The organism is Pseudonocardia sp. N23 (assembly GCF_002583555.1).
In the GTDB taxonomy this organism is placed as follows: Bacteria; Actinomycetota; Actinomycetes; order Mycobacteriales; family Pseudonocardiaceae; genus Pseudonocardia.
Genome location: NZ_BEGX01000061.1, coordinates 22,345 through 47,470 on the forward strand (window position 1 = coordinate 22,345; position 25,126 = coordinate 47,470).

General features: G+C 73.7%; 21 protein-coding genes. 13 read left to right on the forward strand and 8 right to left on the reverse strand.

What is annotated here, in order from left to right; translation table 11 throughout:
- Positions 1-129 precede the first annotated feature (129 nt).
- The 6 genes from TOK_RS18240 (at position 130) to TOK_RS18265 (ending at position 6,676) form a co-directional block, all read left to right on the forward strand.
- Positions 130-1,530, forward strand: a complete 1,401-nt coding sequence (locus TOK_RS18240; protein ID WP_098959159.1) for an ATP-binding protein — start codon at positions 130-132, stop codon at positions 1,528-1,530.
- Positions 1,523-3,481: a VWA domain-containing protein gene (locus TOK_RS18245; protein WP_098959160.1), complete on the forward strand. Its 1,959-nt coding sequence runs from the start codon at positions 1,523-1,525 to the stop codon at positions 3,479-3,481. Before TOK_RS18240 ends, TOK_RS18245 begins: the two co-directional genes overlap by 8 nt.
- A gap of 99 nt (positions 3,482-3,580) precedes the next feature.
- The gene (locus tag TOK_RS18250; RefSeq protein WP_172457632.1) at positions 3,581-4,768 is read left to right on the forward strand and encodes an MFS transporter; all 1,188 of its coding nucleotides are present in this window, start codon (positions 3,581-3,583) and stop codon (positions 4,766-4,768) included.
- Between the two features lie 5 nt (positions 4,769-4,773).
- Positions 4,774-4,989, forward strand: coding sequence for a hypothetical protein (locus TOK_RS18255; RefSeq protein WP_098959162.1), 216 nt, complete (start codon positions 4,774-4,776; stop codon positions 4,987-4,989).
- A 64-nt stretch (positions 4,990-5,053) separates the two neighbouring features.
- The gene (gene mshC / locus TOK_RS18260; RefSeq protein WP_098959314.1) at positions 5,054-6,292 is read left to right on the forward strand and encodes a cysteine--1-D-myo-inosityl 2-amino-2-deoxy-alpha-D-glucopyranoside ligase; all 1,239 of its coding nucleotides are present in this window, start codon (positions 5,054-5,056) and stop codon (positions 6,290-6,292) included.
- 24 nt (positions 6,293-6,316) lie between these two features.
- Positions 6,317-6,676, forward strand: a complete 360-nt coding sequence (locus tag TOK_RS18265; protein WP_098959163.1) for a DUF2237 family protein — start codon at positions 6,317-6,319, stop codon at positions 6,674-6,676.
- Between the two features lie 3 nt (positions 6,677-6,679).
- On the opposite strand, the gene TOK_RS18270 is transcribed toward TOK_RS18265, so the two are convergent.
- Positions 6,680-7,861, reverse strand: coding sequence for an MFS transporter (locus tag TOK_RS18270; RefSeq protein ID WP_306305149.1), 1,182 nt, complete (start codon positions 7,859-7,861; stop codon positions 6,680-6,682).
- A 38-nt stretch (positions 7,862-7,899) separates the two neighbouring features.
- Entirely contained in the window at positions 7,900-8,796 is an 897-nt protein-coding gene (locus TOK_RS18275; RefSeq protein ID WP_098959165.1) for a PAC2 family protein, read from the reverse strand.
- 103 nt (positions 8,797-8,899) lie between these two features.
- Between TOK_RS18275 and metH the strand changes: the two genes are divergently transcribed.
- From metH to hisG, 4 genes are all read left to right on the forward strand, one after another.
- Positions 8,900-12,436 carry a methionine synthase gene (gene metH / locus TOK_RS18280; RefSeq protein WP_098959315.1) on the forward strand — a complete coding sequence of 1,179 codons (3,537 nt, stop codon included), beginning with the start codon at positions 8,900-8,902 and terminating at the stop codon, positions 12,434-12,436.
- 1 nt (position 12,437) lies between these two features.
- The gene (locus TOK_RS18285) at positions 12,438-13,127 is read left to right on the forward strand and encodes an HAD family phosphatase (protein WP_253258468.1); all 690 of its coding nucleotides are present in this window, start codon (positions 12,438-12,440) and stop codon (positions 13,125-13,127) included.
- 171 nt (positions 13,128-13,298) lie between these two features.
- Positions 13,299-13,562 (forward strand): phosphoribosyl-ATP diphosphatase, encoded by a 264-nt coding sequence (locus tag TOK_RS18290; protein WP_098959167.1) that lies wholly within the window; start codon positions 13,299-13,301, stop codon positions 13,560-13,562.
- A gap of 37 nt (positions 13,563-13,599) precedes the next feature.
- The gene (hisG, locus tag TOK_RS18295; RefSeq protein ID WP_098959168.1) at positions 13,600-14,484 is read left to right on the forward strand and encodes an ATP phosphoribosyltransferase; all 885 of its coding nucleotides are present in this window, start codon (positions 13,600-13,602) and stop codon (positions 14,482-14,484) included.
- 15 nt (positions 14,485-14,499) lie between these two features.
- Here hisG and TOK_RS18300 read toward each other — a convergent pair whose 3' ends face one another.
- Positions 14,500-15,315, reverse strand: a complete 816-nt coding sequence (locus TOK_RS18300; protein ID WP_253258469.1) for a thioesterase family protein — start codon at positions 15,313-15,315, stop codon at positions 14,500-14,502.
- A 30-nt stretch (positions 15,316-15,345) separates the two neighbouring features.
- On the reverse strand, positions 15,346-16,512 hold the full coding sequence (locus TOK_RS18305; RefSeq protein ID WP_216362007.1) for a PD-(D/E)XK nuclease family protein: 1,167 nt from the start codon (positions 16,510-16,512) through the stop codon (positions 15,346-15,348).
- Positions 16,513-17,137: 625 nt separating this feature from the next.
- Here TOK_RS18305 and TOK_RS18310 point away from each other — a divergent pair.
- Entirely contained in the window at positions 17,138-17,986 is an 849-nt protein-coding gene (locus tag TOK_RS18310; RefSeq protein ID WP_098959320.1) for a tRNA (adenine-N1)-methyltransferase, read from the forward strand.
- Positions 17,987-18,149: 163 nt separating this feature from the next.
- The gene (gene arc, locus TOK_RS18315; protein ID WP_098959170.1) at positions 18,150-19,964 is read left to right on the forward strand and encodes a proteasome ATPase; all 1,815 of its coding nucleotides are present in this window, start codon (positions 18,150-18,152) and stop codon (positions 19,962-19,964) included.
- 67 nt (positions 19,965-20,031) lie between these two features.
- Here the strand turns inward: arc and TOK_RS18320 are convergent, their stop codons facing one another.
- The 3 genes from TOK_RS18320 to TOK_RS18325 all read right to left on the reverse strand — a co-directional run bounded on the left by TOK_RS18320 (position 20,032) and on the right by TOK_RS18325 (position 23,969).
- Positions 20,032-20,559, reverse strand: coding sequence for a YceI family protein (locus TOK_RS18320; RefSeq protein ID WP_141566440.1), 528 nt, complete (start codon positions 20,557-20,559; stop codon positions 20,032-20,034).
- Complete coding sequence (locus TOK_RS31795; RefSeq protein ID WP_141566441.1) at positions 20,556-21,035, reverse strand: hypothetical protein; 480 nt, start codon at positions 21,033-21,035, stop codon at positions 20,556-20,558. Before TOK_RS31795 ends, TOK_RS18320 begins: the two co-directional genes overlap by 4 nt.
- A gap of 102 nt (positions 21,036-21,137) precedes the next feature.
- Positions 21,138-23,969: a LuxR family transcriptional regulator gene (locus TOK_RS18325; protein WP_098959172.1), complete on the reverse strand. Its 2,832-nt coding sequence runs from the start codon at positions 23,967-23,969 to the stop codon at positions 21,138-21,140.
- A gap of 70 nt (positions 23,970-24,039) precedes the next feature.
- Between TOK_RS18325 and TOK_RS18330 the strand changes: the two genes are divergently transcribed.
- The gene (locus TOK_RS18330) at positions 24,040-24,462 is read left to right on the forward strand and encodes a VOC family protein (protein WP_172457633.1); all 423 of its coding nucleotides are present in this window, start codon (positions 24,040-24,042) and stop codon (positions 24,460-24,462) included.
- Here TOK_RS18330 and TOK_RS18335 read toward each other — a convergent pair.
- Positions 24,378-25,126 (reverse strand): AraC family transcriptional regulator (locus TOK_RS18335; protein WP_098959173.1); only part of this gene is annotated, 749 nt, incomplete at its 5' end. The genes TOK_RS18330 and TOK_RS18335 overlap by 85 nt on opposite strands.

Sequence of the window (25,126 nt, forward strand, 5' to 3'; positions counted from 1 at the left end):
CGGGGTTGGTCTGGGCTGTTCGACGAGGAGAACGTTACGGAGGCTTGTGGCCGGATCCTGACCGCAAGCGGCAGGTCGGCGATCCTTCTTCCGGACCTGCCCGCGGCGGCTGCGGCGTAGCGTGGAGAAGTGCCCGTCACACTCCCTCCCGATCTTCCCGACACCCTCGGCGCGCTGCGCGCCTCCGGTCACACGCAGCGCGACGTCAGGTCCGAACTCCGCGCGAACCTCCTCGCCGCGCTGCGCGAGGGCCGCGACCCCTGGCCCGGGATCGTCGGCTTCGAGTCGACCGTCCTGCCCCAGCTCGAACGTGCCGTGCTCGCCGGCCACGACCTCGTCCTGCTGGGCGAGCGTGGCCAGGGCAAGACCCGGCTGCTCCGTTCCCTCGTCGGCCTGCTCGACGAGTGGACCCCCGTCATCGACGGCTCCGAGCTCGGGGAACACCCCTACGAACCCGTCACGCCCGCCTCGATCCGCCGGGCCGCCGAGCTCGGCGACGCGCTGCCCGTGGCGTGGCGGCACCGGTCCGAGCGCTACACCGAGAAGCTCGCCACCCCCGACACGGCGGTCGCCGACCTCATCGGCGACGTCGACCCGGTCAAGGTGGCCGAGGGCCGCTCGCTGGGCGACCCGGAGACGATCCACTTCGGGCTGGTCCCGCGGGCGCACCGCGGCATCGTCGCGATCAACGAGCTGCCCGACCTCGCCGAGCGCATCCAGGTCTCGCTGCTCAACGTCATGGAGGAGCGCGACATCCAGGTCCGCGGCTACACGCTGCGGCTCCCGCTCGACGTGCTGCTCGTCGCCTCGGCCAACCCCGAGGACTACACCAACCGCGGGCGGATCATCACCCCGCTCAAGGACCGTTTCGGCGCCGAGGTCCGCACCCACTACCCGCTCGAGGTGGCCGACGAGGTCGCGCTCGTGCTGCAGGAGGCGGGCCTCGTCGCCGAGGTCCCGCGGCACCTGATTGAGGTCGTCGCCCGGTTCACCCGGCACCTGCGTGAGGCCACCGCGATCGACCAGTCGTCCGGTGTCTCGGCCCGTTTCGCGGTCGCGGCCGCCGAGACCGTCGCCGCGGCCGCACTGCGTCGCGCGGCGATCACGGGGGAGTCCCGGGCCTACGCCCGGCCCGTCGACCTGGACTCGGTGCCCGCGGTCCTGCGCGGCAAGCTGGAGTTCGCCTCCGGCGAGGAGGGGCGCGAGGAGGAGATCCTCGAACACCTGCTGCGCCGGGCCGTCGCCGACACCGCCCGGTTCGCGCTGCGCGGCGTCGACCTCTCGGAGCTGACCGACGCCGTCGGCACCCACCCGGTACGCACCGGCGAGCGGGTCCCGGCCGCGGAGGTCGTGTCGGCGCTACCGAAGGTGGCGGTGCTCACCGAGGTCGCCACCCGCCTCGGTGCTGCCGGTACCGAGGACCCGGGACCGATGGCGTCGGCCGCCGAGCTGGCGCTGGAGTACCTGTTCCTGACCCGGAAGCTGGCCAAGGACGAGTCCGACGACGGTGACACGGTCAGCTATGGCTGACCCGCGCCGGAAGCGGCGCCGCTTCGCCTACGGGCCCTACGCCGGCGGGCCGGACCCGCTGGCGCCGCCGTTCGACATCCGGTCGGCGATGGACCAGATCGGCCGCGACGTCATGGACGGCAGCTCCCCGCGCCAGGCGCTGCAGGAGCTGCTTCGCCGCGGCATGGAGAACCGTCGCGGTCTCGACGAGCTGTCGCGCCAGGTGTGGCAGCGCCGCCGCGACCTGCAGCGCGACAACCGGCTCGACGGGACGTTGCAGCAGGTCCGTGAGCTGCTGGATCGGGCCATGGACGCCGAGCGTGACGCGCTGGGCAACGAGGACTCCGACGACGCCCGGTTCCGGGAGATGCAGCTCGACGCGCTGCCGAACGACACCGGCGGCGCTGTCCGGGAGCTCGGTGAGTACGACTGGCGGTCCTCCGACGCCCGCGAGGCCTACGAAGAGATCCGCGACCTGCTCGGCCGGGAGATGCTCGACCAGCGGTTCCAGGGCATGAAGCAGGCCATGGAGAACGCGACGCCGCAGGACGTCGAGGGCATCCGCGAGATGCTCGACGACCTCAACTCGCTGCTGCAGAACCACGCCGACGGGCAGGACACGACCGAGCAGTTCTCGGAGTTCATGGACTCCCACGGCGAGTTCTTCCCGGAGAACCCGGAGAACACCGACGAGCTGGCCGACCTGCTCGCCGCCCGCGCCGCTGCGGCGCAACGGATGCTGAACTCGATGTCGGCCGAGCAGCAGGCCGAGCTGATGGAGCTGTCCCAACAGGCGTTCGGCGACCCGCGGCTCGCGCAGGCGCTGGCCCAGCTCGATGCCAACCTCCAAGGGCTGCGGCCCGGTGAGGACTGGCAGGGGTCGGGCCGGTTCCGCGGTGACAACCCGATGGGCATGGGTGAGGCCACCCGCGCCATGGAGGAGCTCGGACAGCTCGACGCGCTCGCCGAGCAGCTCGCCCAGAGCTACCCCGGGGCGCGGATGGAGGACATCGACCTCGATGCCGTCGCCGGCCTGCTCGGCGACGAGGCCCGCGTCGACGCCCGCGCGCTGGCCGACCTGGAGCGCGAGCTGCAGCGCCAGGGCCTGTTCGAACGCGCCCCCGACGGGTCGCTGCAGTTGTCGCCCAAGGCGTTGCGCCGCCTCGGGGAGTCGGCGCTGCGCGACGTCGTCGACAAGACGGGGTCGCGGCGCGGGGAACGCGAGACGCGACGCTCCGGCCCGGCGGGGGAGGCCACCGGCGCGACCCGGCCGTGGGAGTTCGGCGACACCGAGGCCTGGTCGGTGCCGCGGACGTTGCTCAACGCCCAGCTCCGGCAGGCCGGCGGCGACACCCGGGCGCTCGACGTCACCGACGTGGAGATCGTCGAGACCGAGCAGCGGACCCGTGCCGCGGTGGCGCTGCTCGTCGACACCTCGTGGTCGATGGTGGCCGAGGGCCGGTGGGTGCCGATGAAGCGCACCGCGCTGGCACTGCACCAGCTGATCTCGACGCGCTTCCGCGGCGACGACCTCGCGCTGGTCACGTTCGGGCGCCACGCCCGCACCGTGGAGCTGGGCGAGCTCGTCGGCCTCGACGGGGTGTACGCCCAGGGCACCAACCTGCACCACGCGATGCTGCTCGCCGGGCAGCACCTGCGTCGCCACCCGGACGCGATGCCGGTCGTCCTCGTCGTCACCGACGGAGAGCCGACCGCGCACCTCGAACCCGACGGCGAGGCGTACTTCGACTACCCGCCGAGCCCGCACACGTTGCGCGCCACCGTGTCCGAGCTCGACCGGCTCACCGGCCTGGGTGCGGCGTTCACGTTCTTCGTGCTCGGTGACGACCCACGGCTGGCGGCGTTCATGGACGACGTCGCGCGCCGCTGCGGTGGCCGGGTCGTCGCGCCGACACTCGACGGGCTGGGCGCCGAGGTCGTGTCGGACTACCTGCGGACCCGGCGCCGCTGACCACGAACGCAGCGGACCGCTGACTGCCTGGTTCGACGTCGGACCGGTTCTCCCACCGAGACCCCGGTCCGATGTCGAGCTCGGCGCGGAGGGAGCCTGGTGGACGCGCGACCTGTCGTGCCACGGCGGGCCCGGCTCGCGGTGGCGCTGACGTTCGCGGCGAACGGGTCGGTGTTCGGGTCGTGGGCGCCGCGGGTGCCCGAGATCAAGGCGGCACTGGGCCTGTCCGACGGCACGCTGGGTCTCGCGCTGCTCGCGCCGGGCGCCGGCTCGCTGCTGACGTTGCCGCTGGCCGGTGGGATCGCCGCCCGCTGGGGGAGCGGGCGCACCACCCGCTGGGCGCTGGTGGCGTTCTTCCTCTCGGCCCTGCCGATCGCGTGGGCGGCGGCCGCCGGTGAGGGCGCCGCGCCGCTGTTCGGGGCGCTGCTGCTGTTCGGCGCCACCACGGGTGCGCTCGACGTGCTGATGAACGCCCAGGGCATCACCGTGGAGCAGTCCTACCGCCGGTCGGTGCTGTCGTCGTTCCACGCCGTGTTCAGCCTCGGCGCGCTGGGCGGCACCCTCGTCGGCAGCGTCGCCGCCGCCCATCAGGTGCCGTTGCTGTGGCAGTTCGTGGTGCTCGGGATGTTCTGGCTGGTCGTGGTGCTGCCGGTGTCGGCGGGGTTCCTGCCCGACCCACCGGTTCCCGACGACGAGCCGCGCCCGCCGGTGTTCGCGGTGCCGCGCGGGCCGCTGATCCCGCTCGCGATCGCGGCCTTCGCGGTGCTGCTGGCGGAGGGTGCGACGGCGGACTGGTCCGCCGTTCTGCTGCGTGACTCGTTCGGCGCCGGCGCGGCCGCCGCGGGGGCGGCGTTCGCCGCGTTCTCGGCGACGATGACGCTCGGCCGGCTCGTCGGCGACCGCGTGCTGACCCGGCTCGGGCGGCGCCGCGCAGTGCGGCTGTTCGCCGGGTTCGGCGCCGGCGGCCTGACGGCGGGCCTGATCGTCGCCGAGCTCACGGACGGGCCGGTGGCGATCGTGGCGGTCGTCGCCGGGTTCATGCTGCTCGGCGCCGGGATCTCGATCACGTTCCCGGCGTTGCTCGCCGAGGCGGGAGTGACCGGCGCCCGGGCCGCTCCTGCGCTCGCGGCGGTGTCGTCGGGCGGGTACTCCGGGTTCCTGGTCGGACCCACGGTGATCGGCGGGCTGGCGGAGCTGACGTCGCTGCGGGTGGCGATCTGGTTCGTGGCATTGACGGCAGTGCTGCCGGTGGTGCTGGTGCGCGCCCGGGCGGTACGGGCAGGCTGAACCGTGTGACCGGGGCGGAGCACGCGACGGGGGAGCAGTGCGCGCGGTGCGACGCCGTCCGCGACGTCGACGACCCGGCGACCGCACTGACCTGGTCGCGGGAGCGGGAACCGGGCGATGCCGGTCCCGGCCGGTCGTTGTGCCCGTCGTGCGTGCGCGCGCACACCCGCGACATCGAGGCCCGGCTCGCCCCGTCCTGGTGGGCCCCGCCCCAGAGATGACACCGCCGTTCCGGCGTGATCGGGATCAGGTCGGGACCGGGACGGCACCGCGTAAGTTGTGGGCATGCAATCCTGGGCTCCGGTCGACATCCCCCGGCTCGAGGGCGGCGGGCCGCCGCTGCGCCTGCACGACACCTCCACCGGCCGGATCCGGCCGACGGCGCCGGGGCCCGAGGCCACGATGTACGTCTGCGGCATCACCCCCTACGACGCCACCCACCTCGGCCACGCCGCCACCTACCTGGCGTTCGACCTGGTCAACCGCTACTGGCGCGATCTCGGCCATGACGTGCACTACGTGCAGAACGTCACCGACATCGACGAGCCCCTGCTCGAGCGGGCCGCCCGCGACCAGGACGACTGGGTCGTCCTCGGGATGCGGGAGACGGCACTGTTCCGCGAGGACATGGAGGCGCTGCGCGTCGTACCGCCGCGGCACTACATCGGCGCGGTCGAGGCGATGACCGAGATCTCGGAGTTCGTCGGCAAGCTGCTCGCAGGCGGCAGCGCCTACCGCATCGACGACCCCGAGTACCCCGACGTGTACTTCGACAGCTCCGCCACCGGACACTTCGGCTACGAGTCGAACTACGACGAGCAGACCATGCTCCGGCTCTCGCGCGAACGCGGCGGCGACCCCGACCGGCCCGGCAAGCGCCACCCCACCGACGCACTGCTGTGGCGGATGGCCCGCGAGGGCGAGCCGTCGTGGGAGTCGGAGCTGGGCGCCGGCCGCCCGGGCTGGCACGTCGAGTGCGCGGCGATCTCGCTCAACCGCCTCGGCGAGCAGATCGACCTCAACGGCGGCGGCTCGGACCTGATCTTCCCGCACCACGAGTTCGGCGCCGCCCACGCCGAGGCCCTCACCGGCGCCCATCCGTTCGCCCGCCACTACGTGCACAGCGGGATGATCGGTCTCGACGGCGAGAAGATGTCGAAGTCGCGCGGGAACCTGGTGTTCGTCTCCAAGCTGCGCTCGGCGGGCGTCGATCCCGGCGCGATCCGGCTGGCCCTGCTGTCCGGGCACTACCGCGAGGACCGGCCGTGGACCGACGAGCTGCTGGCGCAGGCGCAGGAGCGGCTCGCGCGCTGGCGTGAGGCCGTGGCGCTCGACGCCGGGCCCGATGCGGCCGAGGCCGTCGCGAACCTGCGCACCCACCTCGCCGATGACCTCGACACCCCGCGCGCGCTGGCCGCGGTCGACGCCTGGGTGTCGGCGGCCCTGGAGCGCCGGGGCGGCGACGCCGCGGCGCCCGGCGTGGTCCGCGACGCCGTCGACGCCCTGCTGGGGGTCGAGCTCTGACACGGCGCGTGGTTGGGTGTTCCGATGGCACGCAACGTTCTCGGCGGTGAGCTCGCGACCTGCGGCACCGACCCGATGACCGGCTTCTACCGCACCGGCTGCTGCGACACCGGCGCGGAGGACATGGGCGTGCACACGGTGTGCGCCCGGGTCACCGCCGAATTCCTCGAGTTCAGCAAGGAACAGGGCAACGACCTGTCGACGCCGCGGCCCGAGTGGGGCTTCGCCGGCCTGAAGCCCGGCGACCAGTGGTGCCTGTGCGCCGACCGCTGGGCCGAGGCGCTGCGTGCGGGAACGGCCCCGGCGGTCGTGCTGGAGGCCACCCACGCCCGCACGCTGGAGTGGGTGGACCTGGCAGACCTGCAGGCCCACGCCGCCACCTGAGCGTCAGGCCTTCGCGGCGCCCCCGTCGACACCGCTGCCCGGGCGTTCCTCGTCGCGGGGGAGTGTCGGCGGCCCCACGAGCAGCAGCAACGCCGCCGGTGCGACGAACGCCAGCGCCGGCTGGGCGTGGTAGAGCGGCATGATCACGACGGGTGCCAGTGCGGCGAAGGTGAACCGGAACGACTGCACCACCGACGTCGACCCGGCCGGGTTCGCCCGAGACGACCGCAGCACCAGCGCGTTCACCCCGACCAGGACGAGCTGGCTCGCCACCCCGCCGAACGCCCACAGCACCCCGATGGCCCAGACCTCCGGTGACAGGCCGACGCCCGCGATCACCAGGGCGCCCAGCACGACGCCGGCGAGCACGCAGCGGCGTGGCCCGACCCTGTCGACGGCCGACCCGATCAGCCTGGCCGTCAGGATCCCGGCGGCGCCGAGCGCGGTCAGCAGCAGCCCCCGTTGCGCCGCGCCCAGGCCGAACACGTCCTCCAGGCGCAGTGCGACGAGGAAGTTCAGGCCCGCGACACAGCCCCAGCCCAACCCGCCGACGACCCCGATCCGCAGCACGTGCACCCGCCAGGCGCTGCGCAGCTTCGGCCGGGCGCGTGTCGTCGACGGGGCCGACGGCGGCAGACCCACCGCCGCGAGGACCCCTGCGGCGACCGCGACGCCCAGGAACGCGTAGCGCCAGTCGAACTCGGCGGCGAGCCCGCCGATCAGCGGAGCCGACGTCTGGCCCGCCGCCTGCAGCGATCCGAACCAGCCCAGCGAGCGCCCGAGTGCCCCCGCCTTCGCCGACCCGGCGACGACCGCCAGCAGCAGCGGTGTGGTGAAGGCGTTCGCCGCGCCCTGCAGCGCCCGCATGGCCAGGAACAGCGGCAGCCACGTCGCGAAGAACGCGACCAGCGACGCCACCACGTACACCAGGTAGGCGGCGATCACGGCGCGCCGGCGTCCCCAGCGCTCGCCGAGGGTCCCCGACACGAGCATCAGCGCCGCGAACGGCACCAGGTAGGCCGTGACCGACAGCGACGCGGCGCTCGCCGAGATGCCGAAGTCGGCGCCGAGCTCCGGGAGCATCGAAACGGTGATGCCGCCGCCGAACGGGCCCATGAAGGCCCCGGCGAAGATCGCGCCCCGGGTGAGCCGCGACCGGATACCCGGTGGCCGTCCCGCCGGTATCGGTTCCCGGCGGGACTTCGGCTCACACGGCGTGCCCGTCAGGAGCCCGAGCCCCCCGAACCACGACGACGCAGGTAGCGCTCGAAGTCGGCGGCGATCGCGTCGCCGCTGGCCTCCTTGAGCTCGGACGCGGCGGCGCGCTCCTCCTCGACGGCCTGCTCCTCGAGCTGGCGCACGTAGTCGCGGACCTCGTCATCGGCCTCGGCCATCTCCGAGACCGTGCGCTCCCACTCCTCGGCCTGTTCCGGCAGCCCACCGAGCGGCACCTCGACGTCGAGGACCTCCTCGACGCGGTGCAGCAGCGCCACCGCAGCCTTGGGCACCCGGGCCTGCGACACGTAGTGCGGCACCGACGCCCAGAACGACATCGCGGGGACCCCCGCCTCCACGCACGCCTGGTGGAACACCCCGACGATGCCCGTCGGGCCCTGGTAGGAGGACGGCTCCACCTGCAGCTCGCCCGCCGAGTCGCGGTCCCACGAGAAACCCGTCACCGGGGTGGGCCGGGTGTGCGGGGTCTCGGTCTGCATGGCCCCGAGCGAGATGACCTTCGTCACGCCGAGGACGTCGACGTAGTCGAGCAGCTCGCCGCAGAACGATCGCCACCGCAGGTTCGGCTCGATCCCGTTGACGAGGACGACGTGCCGGTCGGTACCCGGCAGCTTCGCCACCGAGAGCCGCGTCGTCTGCCACTCCACACGTCGGCTGACCCCGTCGGCGAGGTGCACCAACGGGCGCGTGACCTGGAAGTCGTAATAGTCCTCGGGGTCGATCGAGTCGAGAGGCGTGGCATCCCAGCTGAGCTCGAGGTGTTCCAGCGCCGTGCTGGCGGCCTCGCCCGCGTCGTTCCACCCCTCGAACGCGACGATCATCACCGGCTCGGAGAGCTCGGGGAGATCGGGCCGTGGCCCGTCGTCCGGCACGCGATCGGTCATCGGGTCAGCCTACGGCGGACCGGGCCGGAGTGACGGCCCGGCTAACCTTGTCGGCGTGCCCGCACAGAACCCGAACCGTCTCCCCGACGGCCACGACACATCTCTGCTCCACACGCTCGCCGAGCGTGTCGTCGTCGCGGACGGTGCCATGGGCACGATGTTGCAGGACGCCGACCTGACGCTCGACGACTTCGCCGGGCTCGAGGGCTGCAACGAGATCCTCAACGACACCCGCCCCGACGTCGTCCGGCACATCCACACGGCCTACCTCGAGGCCGGCGCCGACGCCGTCGAGACGAACACGTTCGGCGCCAACCTGCCCAACCTCGCCGAGTACGACATCCCCGAACGCATCCGGGAGCTCGCCGAGAAGGGCGCCCGGCTGGCCCGGCAGGCCGCCGACGAGGCCTCCACCGCCGACCGGCCGCGCTACGTCCTCGGCTCGGTCGGGCCCGGCACGAAGCTGCCGACGCTGGGCCACGAGTCGTTCGCCCGGCTGCGCGACGCCTACACCGAGTGCGGCATCGGACTGCTCGCCGGCGGGGCCGACGCGTTCGTCGTCGAGACCTGCCAGGACCTGCTGCAGGTCAAGGCCGCCGTGCTGGGCGTGCAGCGGGCCATGGTCGCCGAAGGCCGGCGCATCCCGATCATCACCCAGGTCACCGTCGAGACCACCGGCACGATGCTCCTGGGCAGCGAGATCGGCGCCGCGCTCACGGCCCTCGAACCGCTGGGCATCGACCTCATCGGCCTCAACTGCGCCACCGGCCCCGCCGAGATGAGCGAGCACCTGCGGACGTTGTCCAAGCACGCCCGCATCCCGCTGTCGGTCATGCCCAACGCCGGGCTGCCCCAGCTGGGCCCGAACGGCGCCGTCTACCCGCTGTCGGCCGAGGAGCTGGCCGAGGCGTTGTCGACGTTCGTGCGCGACTACGGTCTGCGCCTCGTCGGCGGCTGCTGCGGCACCACGCCCGCGCACGTCCGTGCGGTGGCCGACGCCGTCGCCGCCGTGACGCCCGCCCAGCGGGACCCGCGGCCCGAGCCCGGCGTCAGCTCGCTCTACGCGCCGGTGCCGTTCCGCCAGGACACCTCGGTGCTCATGGTGGGGGAGCGGACCAACGCCAACGGCTCCAAGGCCTTCCGCGACGCGATGATCGAGGAGCGCTGGGACGACTGCGTCGCCATCGCCCGCGAGCAGACCCGCGACGGCGCCCACATGATCGACCTGAACATCGACTACGTCGGCCGCGACGGCGTCGCCGACATGGCCGAGATGGCCGGGCGGCTGGCGACGGCGTCCACGCTCCCGATCATGATCGACTCGACCGAGCCGGAGGTGCTGCAGGCCGGCCTCGAACGCCTCGGCGGGCGCTGCATCGTCAACTCGGTCAACTACGAGGACGGCGACGGCCCCGAGTCGCGGTTCCAGCGCGCGATGGCGCTGGTGCGCGAGCACGGTGCCGCGGTCGTCGCGCTGTGCATCGACGAGGAGGGCCAGGCCCGCACCGCGGACTGGAAGGTCCGCGTCGCCGACCGGCTGATCACCGACCTCACCACGAACCACGGCATGCACGTCGAGGACATCGTCGTCGACACCCTGACCTTCCCGATCACGACGGGCCAGGAGGAGGTGCGCCGCGACGCCCTGGAGACCATCGAGGCGATCCGGGACCTCAAGCGCCTCCACCCCACCGTGCAGACGACGCTGGGCATCTCCAACGTGTCCTTCGGCCTCAACGCCGCAGCCCGGCAGGTCCTCAACTCGGTGTTCCTGCACGAGTGCGTGAACGCCGGCCTCGACACCGCGATCGTGCACGCCTCGAAGATCCTGCCGATGGCCAAGATCGCCGACGAGCAGCGCTCGGTTGCGCTCGACCTCGTCTACGACCGCCGCCGCGAGGGCTACGACCCGCTGTCGCGGTTCATGGAGCTGTTCGAGGGAGTCACCGCGTCCTCGGCCAAGGCCGGGCGCGCGGAGCAGCTGGCGGCGCTGCCGCTGTTCGAGCGCCTGGAGCGGCGCATCGTCGACGGCGAGCGCGTCGGCCTGGAGGCCGACCTCGACAGCGGGCTCGACGAGCGCCCCGCCCTCGAGATCATCAACGACACACTGCTCGCCGGGATGAAGACCGTCGGCGAGCTGTTCGGGTCGGGGCAGATGCAGCTGCCGTTCGTGCTGCAGAGCGCCGAGGTCATGAAGGCCGCCGTCGCCCACCTCGAACCGCACATGGAGAAGACCGACTCCGACGGCAAGGGCACGATCGTGCTGGCCACGGTCAAGGGCGACGTGCACGACATCGGCAAGAACCTCGTCGACATCATCCTGAGCAACAACGGCTACACGGTGGTCAACCTCGGCATCAAGCAGCCGATCTCGACGATCCTCACCGCCGCCGAGGAGCACCGCGCGCACGCCGTCGGCATGTCCGGGCTGCTGGTCAAGTCGACGGTGATCATGAAGGAGAACCTCCAGGAGATGAACTCCCGGGGGGTCGCGAAGAAGCTGCCCGTGCTCCTCGGCGGCGCCGCCCTGACCCGTTCCTACGTCGAGAACGACCTGTCCGACGTCTACGACGGCCGCGTCTCCTACGCCCGCGACGCTTTCGAGGGTCTGCGTCTGATGGACGCCACGATGGCCCGCGCCCGCGGCGACGCACCCGAGGTCGACCCGGAGGAGGAGGCCAAGGCCGCCGAGCGCAGGGCCCGCCACGAACGCTCCAAGCGGATCGCGGCCAAGCGCAAGGCCGCCGAGGCCGAGGCCGCCGGGCCGCTGCCCGAGCGCTCCGACGTCGCGCTCGACAACCCGCTGCCCACGCCGCCGTTCTGGGGCACCCGCGTCGTCAAGGGCATCGCCGTCTCCGAGTACGCGGGGATGGTCGACGAGCGCGCCCTGTTCCTCGGGCAGTGGGGGCTGCGCGGCGCCAAGGGCGGCTCCGGGCCCAGCTACGAGGAGCTCGTCGAGACCGAGGGCCGTCCGCGCGTGCGGTACTGGCTCGACCGGCTCGCCACCGAGGGCGTCCTCGCCAACGCCGCCGTCGTCTACGGGTACTTCCCGGCGGTGGCGGTGCGCGACGAGCTCGTCGTGCTCACCGAGCCGCGGGCCGATGCCCCCGAGCGGTACCGGTTCGCGTTCCCGCGCCAGCGCCGCGACCGCAACCTGTGCCTCGCCGACTTCTGGCGCCCCCGCGACGTCGCCATCACCAACAGCGAGGTCGACGTGCTGCCGTTGCAGCTGGTGACGATGGGCCGGCCCATCGCCGACTACGCCAACGAGCTGTTCGCCAAGAACGCCTACCGCGACTACCTCGAGGTGCACGGGCTCAGCGTCCAGCTCACGGAGGCGCTCGCGGAGTTCTGGCACAAGCGCGTCCGCGAGGAGCTCACCTGGTCCACCGGCCGCAACCTCGCCGAGGAGGACCCCGAGAACGTCGAGGAGTTCTTCAAGCTCGGCTACCGCGGCGCCCGCTACTCCCTCGGCTACGGCGCCTGCCCGAACCTCGAGGACCGCACCAAGATCGTCGACATGCTCGAGCCGGGCCGGATCGGCGTCGGGCTGTCCGAGGAGCTGCAGCTGCATCCCGAGCAGTCCACCGACGCGCTCGTGGCCCACCACCCGGAGGCGAAGTACTTCAATGCCGGGTGACATGCCGGCCGCGGTCCTGTTCGACATGGACGGCACGCTCGTCGACTCCGAGAAGCTGTGGGACCGCTCGCTCGTCGACACCCTGGGGTGGCTGGGTGGCGGACCGCTTCGCGACGAGGCGCGCCGCGAGACCGTCGGCGGCAACCTCGACTTCAGCGTCCGCACGCTGCTGCGCGAGGCGGGTGTCGAGGCGACCCCGACACGCGTCGCGGACACGGCGGCACACCTGGTCGCGCGCACCGAGGAGCTGTTCCTGCGCGGGCTGCCGTGGCGGCCCGGTGCGCGGGAGCTGCTCGTCGCGATCCACGGCGCCGGCGTCCCCGCGGCCCTCGTCACCAACACCGGACGCCGGCTCACCGACCTCGCGCTGCGCACCATCGGCACCGGGTGGTTCGCGGCGACCGTCTGCGGCGACGAGGTCGCGCACGGCAAACCCGCACCCGACGTCTACCTGCGTGCCGCCGAGCTGCTCGGCGTCGCGCCCGGGGACTGTCTTGCCGTCGAGGACTCCCCGACGGGGGCCGCGGCCGCCGAGGCGGCGGGCGCGGTCGTGCTCGTGGTCCCGTGCGAGGTCCCGGTGCCCGACGGGCCGCTGCGCACCCGCCGCGACACCCTCGCCGGGCTCGGCGTCGACGGCCTCGCCCGGCTGTTCACCGACGTGCGTGCCCCGTCGGCCGGCCCCGCCCGCTGAGCCCCCGCTGCGGGTACCGCTCGGCGCGCACAGGCTGGTGTATACCCTCCTGACCTGGGGGTGTCCGCGCCATCCGGCGCACCACAGCCCCCGGTGAAAGCAACCACACGATGCCGATTTCGTGGCCGCCGGGACGACCGACGACACTGAGCGCGGAAGGAGATACTCCACGTGAAGACTTTCGACGGGCTCTTCGCCGAGCTCAGTGACAAGGCCGTGACGCGGCCCGACGGTTCCGGCACGGTCGCCGCCCTCGATGCCGGCGTCCACGCCCAGGGCAAGAAGCTGCTCGAGGAGGCCGGTGAGGTCTGGCTGGCCGCCGAGCACGAGTCCGACGATGCACTGGCCGAAGAGATCTCGCAGCTGCTCTACCGCGCACAGGTGATCATGATCGGCCGCGGGATCACCCTCGACCACGTCTACAAGTACCTCTGACCGACCGACCCCACGCAGTCCGAAAGTAGGAACCCCGATGCTCCGCGTCGCGCTCCCGAACAAGGGCACCCTCGCCGAGCCCGCCAGCACCATGATGCGGGAGGCCGGGTACCGGCAGCGCTCCGACTCGCGCGATCTCAGCATGATCGACGAGGAGAACCAGATCGAGTTCTTCTACCTGCGACCCAAGGACATCTCCACCTACGTCGGCTCCGGGGACCTGCAGCTCGGCATCACCGGGCACGACCTGATGGAGGAGTCCGGGAGCCAGGTGCAGCCGGTGCTCCCGCTCGGGTTCGGCGCGTCGAAGTTCCGCTTCGCCGTCCCCGCCGACGAGGACTGGACGATCGACGACCTCGACGGCAAGACGATCGCCACGTCCTACCCGCGGCTCGTCCGCTCCCACCTCAGCGGTAAGCGCATCGGCGCGAACATCATCAAGCTCGACGGTGCCGTCGAGATCTCGGTGCAGCTCGGCCTGGCCGATGCCATCGCCGACGTCGTCTCCTCCGGCCGCACGCTGCGCCAGCACGGCCTGAAGGTCATCGGTGACCCGATCGCGGAGTCGGAGGCCACGCTCATCGAGCGCGAGCCCCGCCTCGACCGGCACGAGGCCGACGAGGTCAAGGCGGCCAAGCGGATCTTCACCGAGCGGCTGCGCGGCGTCGTCTTCGCCCGCATGTACCTGATGCTCGACTACGACTGCCCCAAGGACGTGCTGTCCCAGGCCACCGCCATCACGCCCGGCCTGCAGTCGCCGACCATCGCACCGCTCGAGCGTGAGGGCTGGGTCGCCGTCCGGTCGATGGTCACCAAGCGCGAGTCCAACGCCGTCATGGACAAGCTGGCCGCCACCGGCGCCCGCGCGATCCTGACCTCGGAGATCCGCTCCTGCCGCGCGGTCACGTCCTCCGAGGACTGACCGCGGGGTCCGCTGTCAGCGGGGGCCGACCGTGAGGGCCTGTGTGGCGCGGCCGGTGTGCCCGGCCGCGTCGTGCAGCACCGCCGACACCGTCCCCGCTCCCGACGGCCCGATGACCGTCGCCGCGTCGACGCCGATCCACTCGCCGACGGGCGCGCGGTGCACGTGCAGGCTCAGCTCGGTGTTCACGAACAGCCACGACCGCAGGTCCAGTGGTGCCGCGATGCCGTTCGCCGAGTCGGCCGCCACGACCAGCCGCTGCAGCGGCGACGGCTCCTCGCCCGCCACCAGCGGCACCCGCTGGCGCACCCACGCCCGGCCCGGCCCCGGCTCGCCCAACGCGCCCGACAGCCAGCGCCACTCGATCATGTCCATGAACCCGGGCAGCCAGCCCTCCGGACGGGCGTCCTGCAGCACGGCGTCCTCGGGGCCGGCGATCGCCGGCGCCGTCCCGACGACGACCTCCGACGTGTCCGCGGGGGCGAACCGCCAACCCCTGGCCTGCAGCACCATCCGGCCCCCGGCCAGCATCTCCGCCTGCAGCAGCTCGATCCGCCGTCCCGGGCGCAGCACCTGCGCCCGCACCTCGACGTCGCCTGCCGGGATCCTGCCCAGCACCTCCGTCGTGACCCGGGCCAGCGACAGCGGCACCTCCGGGTCCGGCTGCGGCCGCTGCTCCATCGCCCGTACCAGCAACGCCGACGGCGGCCCGGCATGCTGGGCGTCGGCGAACCACGGCCCCGTCGTCGAGTACGTCGCGTGGAACAGGCCCGTGCCGGGGTCACGGGGGTCCGGGTCCAGGGGAAGGTAGAACGGCTCCGCTTCGCTCACGCCCCGATCATGCGCCACCCGCCGATCGTGTCAGGTGTCGCCCGGCGGCGGGGCCGTGACGAGATCCGGGTCGACGTCCGGCCAGCCGGGGTACGGCGGCGGTGTGCCGCCCCACTCCGGGCACACCGCCCGGTGCGCGCAGAACCGGCACGCCGAGCCGCGGCGCGGTGCGAAGTCCCCGGTCCGGCCCGCCGCGCGGATCGCATCCCACAACGCAGCCAGGATGTGGGAGAACCGCTCCAGCTCGCCGCGGTCGGGGGAGTAGCTCAGCCACTCGCCCGAGCGCAGGTACAGCAGCCGCAGCTCGCCCGGAACGACACCGCGCTCGTGCAGCAGGGTCAGCGCGTAGAACTTCAGCTGGAACATCGCCGCGGCCTCGCCGTACTCGCCCGGTGACCGGCCCGTCTTGTAGTCGACGACCCGCAGGCCGCCGTCGGGCAGCGCGTCGACCCGGTCGACGAAGCCGCGCAGCAGCAGCCCGTCGCCGAGGTCGGACTCCACGCGCAGCTCCACCGCGTCGGCGGTGACCTCTCGGGGGTCCTCCAGCGCGAAGTAGGCCTCCACGAGATCGCGGGCGGAACCGAACCAGTCGGCGAACCCGATCCGGTCCTCCCGCGCGGCGGCGTCGGCCCCGGCCGGTCCGTCCCCGTTCGCGGGTCCGCCCGTCGTGCCCGCGTCGGTGCTGCCGGGATCGGGGGACCGGAGCTCGACGGTCCCGGCTTCGACGGGCCGCGGCTCGCCGGGCCCGTGCCGGGGGTTGGCCGTCGCCGGACCGGCTGCGGCCTCGGTGGCGGCCGGGAGCGGCCCGAACAAGGCATCGGAGATGGCGGGCCAGGCGATCACGAGGTCGACCCAAGCCGGGCCGACGAGCGCCGTCGCCGCGGCGGGGGTGCGCTCGGGTGCGGGCAGCGCGAACAGGCGCTCCAGCACGGAGTGCACCAGCGTCCCCCGCAGCTGCGCCGGAGTGGGGTGCTCGGGGAGGCGGTCGATCGCCCGGAACCGGTAGAGCAACGGACAGGCCCGGAAGTCGCTCGCCCGCGACGGCGACAACGCCGGTCGCCGCCGCACCGGCACGGCCTCCCCGGGCGCCGCGGCCCCGGACGGTGGTCCCGACTCCGGCTCGGCGGGCATCGCGGGAGTCGCAGCGGCTGGGCACGGCGCTGCCACGTCGGCGGCGCGCACTCCCGGCTCGGTCACGAGGACAACCGTATGCGGTCGTCCCGACACTCCTGGACGCCGACGCCACCACCCCGGACGCCGCCTGTGACCGGCCGCGCGCGGGGCCCGCACGCAACCCCGTTGCGGTCACCGACCCGTCCGTCCACGACAACGACGTTGCACAGGGCACCCGGCGCAACGTCACTGCTGCCCGGACCGGAGATCGCAAGCGATGCGGTTGCACCCGAGCCCCCGGGCGCAACGTCACTGCTGCCCGGGACCGGAGATCGCAGCGGTGAGGTTGCGGTCGGCCTCGACCTCGCGGATGACGTCCCGGGCCGAGGCAACGAGGCCGCGTCGCTGCCGTCCCGGTCGGCTCCGTGGGCCCGCACACCACAGGCTCGTCGGCGCGCATCGCCGGCACCCCCTACGGAGGCCCGGGGCCTGATCGTTCGGCCGGGGCCGGTCGCCGAACGGGTACCGGATAGCGTTGCGCCCCGTGCCCGACCCCGCTCCGACCGACTCGCCGGTCGATCCGTCCCTCGTCGACCCGGCCCTCCCCGACGCCGTCGACCTCACCCAGGACGGCGACCCTGACCACGACGGCGACCCTGACCACGACGGCGACCCTGATCACGACCGACCGGTCCCGGAAGCGACGGACCTGGGAGCAGCGGGCCCGGCGCGCGGCGGACCGTTCCGCGCCGGCGACCGCGTGCAGCTCACCGACCCCAAGGGTCGCAAGTACACGCTGCTGCTGGAGGACGGCGGGCAGTACCACACGCACCGTGGCGGCCTGGCCCACGACGACCTCATCGGCAAGCCCGAGGGCAGCGTCGTGATCTCGCCGGTCGGCACCCCCTACCTGGCGCTACGGCCGCTGCTGGCCGACTACGTGCTGTCCATGCCGCGCGGCGCGGCGGTCATCTACCCCAAGGATGCCGCGCAGATCCTGATGTGGGGCGACATCTTCCCGGGCGCACGCGTCATGGAGGCGGGCGCCGGGTCCGGGGCGCTGACGTGTTCGCTGCTGCAGGCCGTCGGGCCGCAGGGCAGCGTCATCTCCTACGAGGTCCGCGAGGACCATCTGCAACACGCCGAGAAGAACGTCGACACGTTCTTCGGTTCCCGTCCCACCCACTGGACACTTCGCCTCGGGGACGTCAAGGACCACGATGCCGCCGCGGAGCCCGTGGACCGGGTCGTGCTGGACATGCTCTCCCCGTGGGAGGTGCTCGACACGGTACGGGCGGCGCTCATCCCGGGCGGAGTCCTCGTCGGTTACGTGGCGACGACGACGCAGCTGTCCCGGCTCATGGAGGCGCTGCGCGAGATGCAGTGCTGGACCGAGCCGCAGGCGTGGGAGTCGCTGGTCAGGCCGTGGCACGTGGTGGGGCTGGCGGTGCGGCCGGAGCACCGCATGATCGGTCACACAGCGTTCCTGGTGACGGCGCGGCGGCTGGCGGACGGGGTGGCCCCACCGCGTCCGCAGCGCAGACCGACCAGCCGGTGACGACGGACAGCCCAGTGCCGGGCGACCACCCGGTTACTGGGTCAGGACAACGACGTGTCGTCAAGGTGCCGTCCGGCTGAGTGACGGATCACCGATTCGACGCAACACGCAACTCCCGCATCTCCGGGTACCGTATGGAAACGGAACACGGAGGGAGGATGCCGTGAACCCCTATGACGGTCCCGGCAGCCACGGTGCGGGTGATCCGGGGGGCCTGACCCCCGCAGAGGCCGCCGCGCAGATCCGCTTCCTCGAGGAAGAGATCGCGCTTCTTCGCCGGAAGCTCACCGAATCTCCACGACAGACCCGAGTGCTCGAACAGCGGCTGGCCGAGTCGGCCAGCCGGCTCTCCCAGCTGAGCGCGCGCAACGAGAAGCTGCAGGAGACGCTCCGCGAGGCGCGCACCCAGTTGGTGGCGCTGCGCGAGGAGGTCGAACGGCTGGCGCAGCCACCGAGCGGCTACGGCGTCTTCCTCACCCGCTTCCCCGACGAGACGGTCGACGTCTTCACCTCGGGTCGCCGCATGCGTGTCGCGGTGTCCCCGGCGGTGGAGACGGGCGAGCTCCGCGCGGGGCAGACGGTGCGGCTCAACGAGGCGCTCACGGTCGTCGAAGCGGGCGACTTCGAGCGCATCGGAGAGGTGTGCGCGCTGCGCGAGGTGCTCTCCGGGCCGACCGAGGACGGTCTGGCGGGCCGCGCGTTGATCTCCGGCAACACCGACGAGGAGCGCATCGTCTGGCTCGCGGCGCCGCTCACCCTCGACCCGGGCCACCCGGACTTCGTGCCGTTGAAGCCGGGTGACTCACTGCTGGTCGACACCAAGGCCGGGTACGCCTACGAGCGGGTGCCCAAGGCCGAGGTCGAGGACCTGGTGCTGGAGGAGGTGCCCGACGTCTCCTACGAGGACATCGGTGGCCTGTTCCGCCAGATCGAGATGATCCGCGACGCGGTCGAGCTGCCGTTCCTGCACGCCGACCTGTTCCGCGAGTACGAGCTGCGCCCGCCGAAGGGTGTCCTGCTCTACGGCCCGCCCGGCTGCGGCAAGACGCTCATCGCGAAGGCGGTGGCGAACTCCCTGGCCAAGAAGATCGCGGCGCTGCGCGGCGACGACCCGAACGAGGCCCGGTCGTTCTTCCTGAACATCAAGGGCCCGGAGCTGCTCAACAAGTTCGTCGGCGAGACCGAGCGGCACATCCGGCTGATCTTCCAGCGGGCCCGGGAGAAGGCGTCCGAGGGAACCCCGGTGATCGTGTTCTTCGACGAGATGGACTCGATCTTCCGGACCCGTGGTTCGGGTGTGTCCTCCGACGTCGAGACGACGATCGTGCCGCAGCTGCTGGCGGAGATCGACGGCGTGGAGGGCCTGGAGAACGTCATCGTCATCGGTGCCTCGAACCGTGAGGACATGATCGACCCGGCCATCCTGCGTCCCGGCCGGCTCGACGTGAAGATCAAGGTCGAGCGTCCCGACGCCGAGGCGGCGCAGGACATCTTCTCCAAGTACCTGACCGACACCCTCCCGATCCACGTCGACGACGTGGCGGAGTTCGCCGGGAACCGCAAGGCGACGGTGGACGCGATGATCCAGCGCGTCGTCGAGCGGATGTACGACGAGTCGGAGGAGAACCGCTTCCTGGAGGTCACCTACGCCAACGGTGACAAGGAGACGTTGTACTTCAAGGACTTCAACTCGGGCGCGATGATCCAGAACATCGTGGACCGGTCGAAGAAGTCGGCGATCAAGTCGGTGCTGGAGACGGGCCAGCAGGGCCTGCGGGTCCAGCACCTGCTCGACGCGATCGTCGACGAGTTCGCCGAGAACGAGGACCTGCCCAACACCACCAACCCCGACGACTGGGCCCGGATCTCGGGCAAGAAGGGCGAGCGGATCGTCTACATCCGCACGCTGGTCACGGGGAAGAACACGGAGACGAGCCGGGCGATCGACACGGCGTCGAACACCGGCCAGTACCTGTAGACGCGTACGTCAGGGCGGGCCCGCCGGAGCGCTCCGGCGGGCCCGCCCGTCGTCGGTGCGCGGGAGGTCAGGCCCGCAGCAGGGTGAGCGACACGTCGACCTCGACGGTCCGCCCGACCGCGGCGCGCGCGCCGCGGATCCCGGCGGCGGCGCGGTCGACGGTGAGCCGGGCCGTGACGACGACGGCCCGGCCCGCGTCGACGGACACGACGTCGGCGACGACGGGCGTCTCGGTGTCGCGCACCCGCAGCGTCCCCGTGGCGCGGCCGGCGCCGTCGGCGAGCGCCCCCGTCCAGCTCAGGACGGGGTGGTGGACGGCGTCGAGGAACCGGGGCCCGCGGACGTCGACGTCGCGGCGGCGGGTGCCGGTGGTGAACGATGCCGCGTCGACGTCGACCCGGACCCGGGCGAGGCCCTCGGCGACCTCGACGTCGCCCTCCGCGACGGCCAGGGTGCCGTGGACGACGACCACGCCGAACGACGTCACCCGGAACCCGACGGTGCTGCGGGTCGGCGCGACCCGGTAGTGGCCCGGGGCGACCCCGCGCACCCCGGACCCACCCCGCGCCGCGAGCGGTGCCGGCCGGGTGGTCACGCCGTCACCTCGAAGATCTCGACGTGGTCGGGCTCCGGCAGCAGGGCCGGGTCCTCGCCGGGCAGCAGCTCCATCGACGAGATCCCGTGGAACCCCGCTTCGAGGGACGGTTGGTCGACGGCGGTGACGACGACCAGCTGCCTGCGCTCCTCGGGCTGCCAGAGCCGCAGCACGCGCTGGGTGTCGGTGGCGCGCTCGGCGAAGAAGGGACCGATCCGGTCGCGGTCGGCGCGGTCGACGGCGGTCTTGACCGCGGCGGACAGCGGCCCGGAGAACGTGATGACGGCCGCGACAGCGGCCTTGCCGCCCGGTGGCCCGACGAGGGAGTCGAGCTCGACGGTCCAGCCGCCGGGGCCGGGCTCGCCGTCGTGGAGCCGCACGACGACGTCGCGGGGCCCGGCGATCTGGCGCAGCCGGACCTCCTCGACGACGGCGTCGGGCGGGGTGGTCGTGAACGGCAGGATCGTGGCGTACACGGGCTGACCTCCGGGTGCGGGCGGGGCGTCGGGTTGCCCCGCATCGGTCACCACGGTCGCCTGCAAGGGGTGCCGCCCGGATCCGTGCTGGTACGCATCCGGCTACCGAACAGGTCCGTGCTCGGCCACCCAGCCCGCCACCTGCGCCCGCCGGGCCAGGCCGAGCTTGCCGAGCACGTTGCCGACGTGGGTCTCGACGGTCCGTTCCGACAGCACGAGCCGGGCCGCGATGTCACGGTTGGTGCGTCCCTCGGCGAGCATCGCGGCGATCTCGCGTTCGCGCGGGGTGAGGCCGGTGCGGTCGTGGCGGGCCCGGCCGATGGCGAGCAGGAGCGCATCCGCCCGGCGCAGGGCCGCGGCCATCCCGATCCGGCGGGCGGTGGCGGCGGCTCGTTCGGCGTGGGCGGCGGCTCGTTCGAGGCCTGCGGGGTCGCCCAGCAGCACGTCGGCGAGCGCCAGCTCGGACAGCGTCCGGTAGGCGACGGCGCCGGCACGGTCCTCGGCGGCGACGGCGCCCTCGAGGTGGCGGCGGGCTGCGGTGGGGTCACCGGCCGCGGCCGCGGCGAGGCCGAGGGTGCGGGATACGGAGCCGTCGCAGCGCACGGACCCCGACCCGCCTGCGACGAAGTAGCCGGCGTGGGGGAGCAGCAGCGTGTGGCAGCGGCGGGCGACGTCGGCGTCGCCGAGCCCCGCGGCGAGCTCGGCGGCCGCGGAGATCGTGGGCAGCCAGCGACCGTCCGCCGGGAGGCCTTCGAGGACGGGGCGCAGCCGGTCGAGGTGGGCGTGGGCGGCATCGGGGTCGTCGACGGCCAGGTACATCGTCCCCGCGGCGGCCTGGAAGATCGGCATGTGCCCGGCGTGCCCGGCCGCGGCGGTCAGGGCGGGCAGTGTCTCGGAAGCCCGGCCCTGCAGCCGGCGCAGCTCGGAGCGGAAGGCCGCGTCGATCGCGACGGCGCTGACGTCCTCGGTGCGGCGGGCGTGGTCGAGGGCGACGTCGGCGGCCTCCTCGGCGTCGTCGAACCGGCCGCGGACCAGCGCGAGCGCCGCGGCCATCCGATGCCGGTGCCAGTGCGCGAGCGGCCAGCCGAGCCGGTCGGCGAGGACACCGAGTCGGGCGAGGACGGGGTCGACCACGTCGAAGGTGCCGAGCTGGAACGCGGCGTCGATGCGCCACAGCAGGCCCCACAGCGGCGCGTCGGCGGGGCGGGGCAGCTCCGCCATCCGGCGGGCGATGTCGAGGCGTTCGGCGACGCCGTCGGGGCCGCTGGCGGCGTGCTGGCGGGCGCGGAGGGCGTCGAAGAGCGCCAGCGGGTCCCCGGAGCGCTCGGCCAGCCGGAACGCCTCGGCGGGGTCGTCGCCGAGGTCGTCGAAGCCGTTGACCTCGGCGCCCGCGAGGGCGCGCTGGGCCAGGACGCGGGCGTGGGTGGCGTCGTCGTCGGGGGCGTGCGTGGCGAGCAGGGGCAGGGCGGTGCGGGCGAGGTCGAGGACTGTCGCGTTGACCGGCCCGCCCAGGCCGCGGACGACGAGGCTCGCGCGGGCGAGCACATCGGCGCGCCCGCGGCCGTCGAGTGCGCCGGGGTCCCCGGGAGCACCGTCGAGGGCGTCGGCGGCGGCCGCCGTGCAGCGAGCGACCGCGGCGTCGGCGAGCCCGGCGGCGAACTCGGCCTCGGCGGCGGCGAGCAGCAGCGCGCACCGGTCGGCGCGGGCGACGCCGGGCAGCGCGAGTGCCGCGTCGAGCACGGCGACGGCCTTGTCGGGGGTGGCGCGGGCGACGGCAGCGGCGGCCAGGCAGGCCCGGACGGCGGCAGCCCGGCTCGGGGCGTCGGTCGCGGAGGCGAGCAGATGGGTGACGGCGTCGCCTGCCATCGTCCCGGCGGCGACGGCGGCCCCGGCGGCACGGTGCCCGGCGAGCCTGCGCGCGGCGGGCAGCCCGGTGTAGACGGCGTCGCGCAGCAGCGCGTGGGGGAACGTGTGCCGGTCGGGCGCGGGCCCGCCGACGGCGACGAGCAGCCCCGCGGCGGCGGCCTCGTCGAGGGCGGCGAGTGCGGTGTCGGCGTCGAGGCCGCAGAGGACGGCGAGCTCGGCGCACCCCGCCTCGCCACCGGCGACCGCGGCGGCCTCGACGGCGTCGCGGGCGGCGGGGGAGAGCCGGTCGAGCCGGTCGGCGGTGATGTCACCGATGCTCGCCGGCACCCCGAGCGGCCACCCCGGGTGGGTCGGCGGTCCGGCGGCGATCCCGGCGGCGCGCAGCGTCGTGACCAGTTCGCGGACGTGCAGCGGCACCCCGCCGGACGTCCGGAGCAGGACGGGGTGCCAGCCGGGATGGACGTCGGCGGCGACGGTGGCGACCTCGGCCCCGGTCCAGCCGGCCAGGTCGAGTCGTCGCGCCCCTGCGCGGTCGAGTGCGACGAGTCCCGCGCGCAGCGCCGGGGGCCGTTCGGTGCTGCGGTAGGTCGCGACGGCGAGCACCCCGGGGCGGGCGGTGACGTGGGCGAGCAGCGCGAGGCTCGCCTCGTCGGCCCAGTGCAGGTCCTCCAGCACGACGAGCAGCCCGCCGGGCCGGTCGGCCAGGCCTCGGGCGACGGCCTCGAAGGCCTGCAGGCGATGCCCGAGGAGCGCCGCGGCGGTGCCGTCGACCGTGCCGCCGGCACTGTCGTCAGGGGTGGGCAGCGCGGCGAGGACGTCGTGCTCGGGGCGCCCGTGCAGCGCCTGCCACCACGGCCACAGGGGCGGGACACCGACCCCGGGGACGGAGCGGCCGGTGAGCACGGGCACCGCGGCGTCGCGGGCGATCGTGGTGAGTGCCGCGGCGAGGGTGGTCTTGCCGATCCCGGGCTCGCCCGCGAGCAGCAGGGTGGCTCCGGTGCCCGCGCGGACGTCGTCGAGGGCCGCGGTCAGCGCGGCGAGCTCGGCGACGCGGCCCACGAGCGACATGGCGGGAAGTGTGGCAGGTGTCCGATCCGTTCACGACGATGCAGACCCGGCGGCTCTACCGTCTGCGGTCATGAGCATCTCCGCACGTCTGGACGTCATCGGCAGCATCACCGCGGACATGGCCGCGGCCCTGACCTTCTACCGGACGCTGGGTCTGGCGGTGCCCCTCGACGCAGACGGTGAGCCGCACGTCGAGGTGTCGTTGCCGGGTGGGCTGCGGCTGGCGTTCGACACCGAGGCGACGATCGGCTCGTTCGTGCCGGGTTTCACGCCGCCGCCGCCGGGTGGCCGGATCGGGCTGGCGTTCCTTCTCGACGACCCGGCCGCGGTCGACGCCGCGTACGCGGAGCTGACCGGCGCGGGCCACCACGGCGAGGTGGAGCCGTTCGACGCGTTCTGGGGGCAGCGTTACGCCACGGTCCTCGACCCGGACGGCAACGGCGTCGACCTGTTCGCCCCGCTGCCCGCGGCGGGTGAGGACGCGACGGGCTGACCGGGCCGGGGCCGCAGCGCGGCGGCGGTGAGCCCGGACAGGTCCCGGATCTCGCGGCTGAGGTGTGGCTGGTCGGCGTAGCCGGCGTGCGCGGCGACGTCGGCGGGGGCCCGTCCGGCGGCGAGCAGGGCGACGGCGACCCGGAAGCGCAGCACGCGGCGCAGCGTCGTGGGTCCGTAGCCGAAGGCGGCACCGGCGCGCCGGTGCAGGGTCCGGACGGTCCAGCCGAGGGCGTCGGCGGTGTCGGCGACGCTGCGACCCGCGGCGATGAGCCGGGCGGCGGCGTGGACGGCCGGGTCGGGGGCGCCGTTCCCGGCGCGCAGCTCGTGGGCCAGGCGGGCGAGGGCGGTGAGGGGGTCCCGGCCGGCGTCGACGGCGCGGGCGGTGCGGTCGGCCGCGGCCGGGTCGAGCTCGGTGAGCGGGACCCGCTGGTCGCGCAGCGCGGTGGCGGGGACGCCGAGCAGGGCGGGTGCGGCGCCGGGGTGCAGGCGCAGGCCGTGTGCGGCGGCGCCGGGGGAGCGGCGGACGGTGTGGGCGGCGGTGTCGGGGCCGGCGACGACGACGTGGTCGTCGATCCACATGAGGTCCATGCAGCCGTCGGGCAGCACGTGGGCGTCGGCACCGGGCGTTCCGGCGGGCACGGCGGACCGCCAGCCGCACTCGA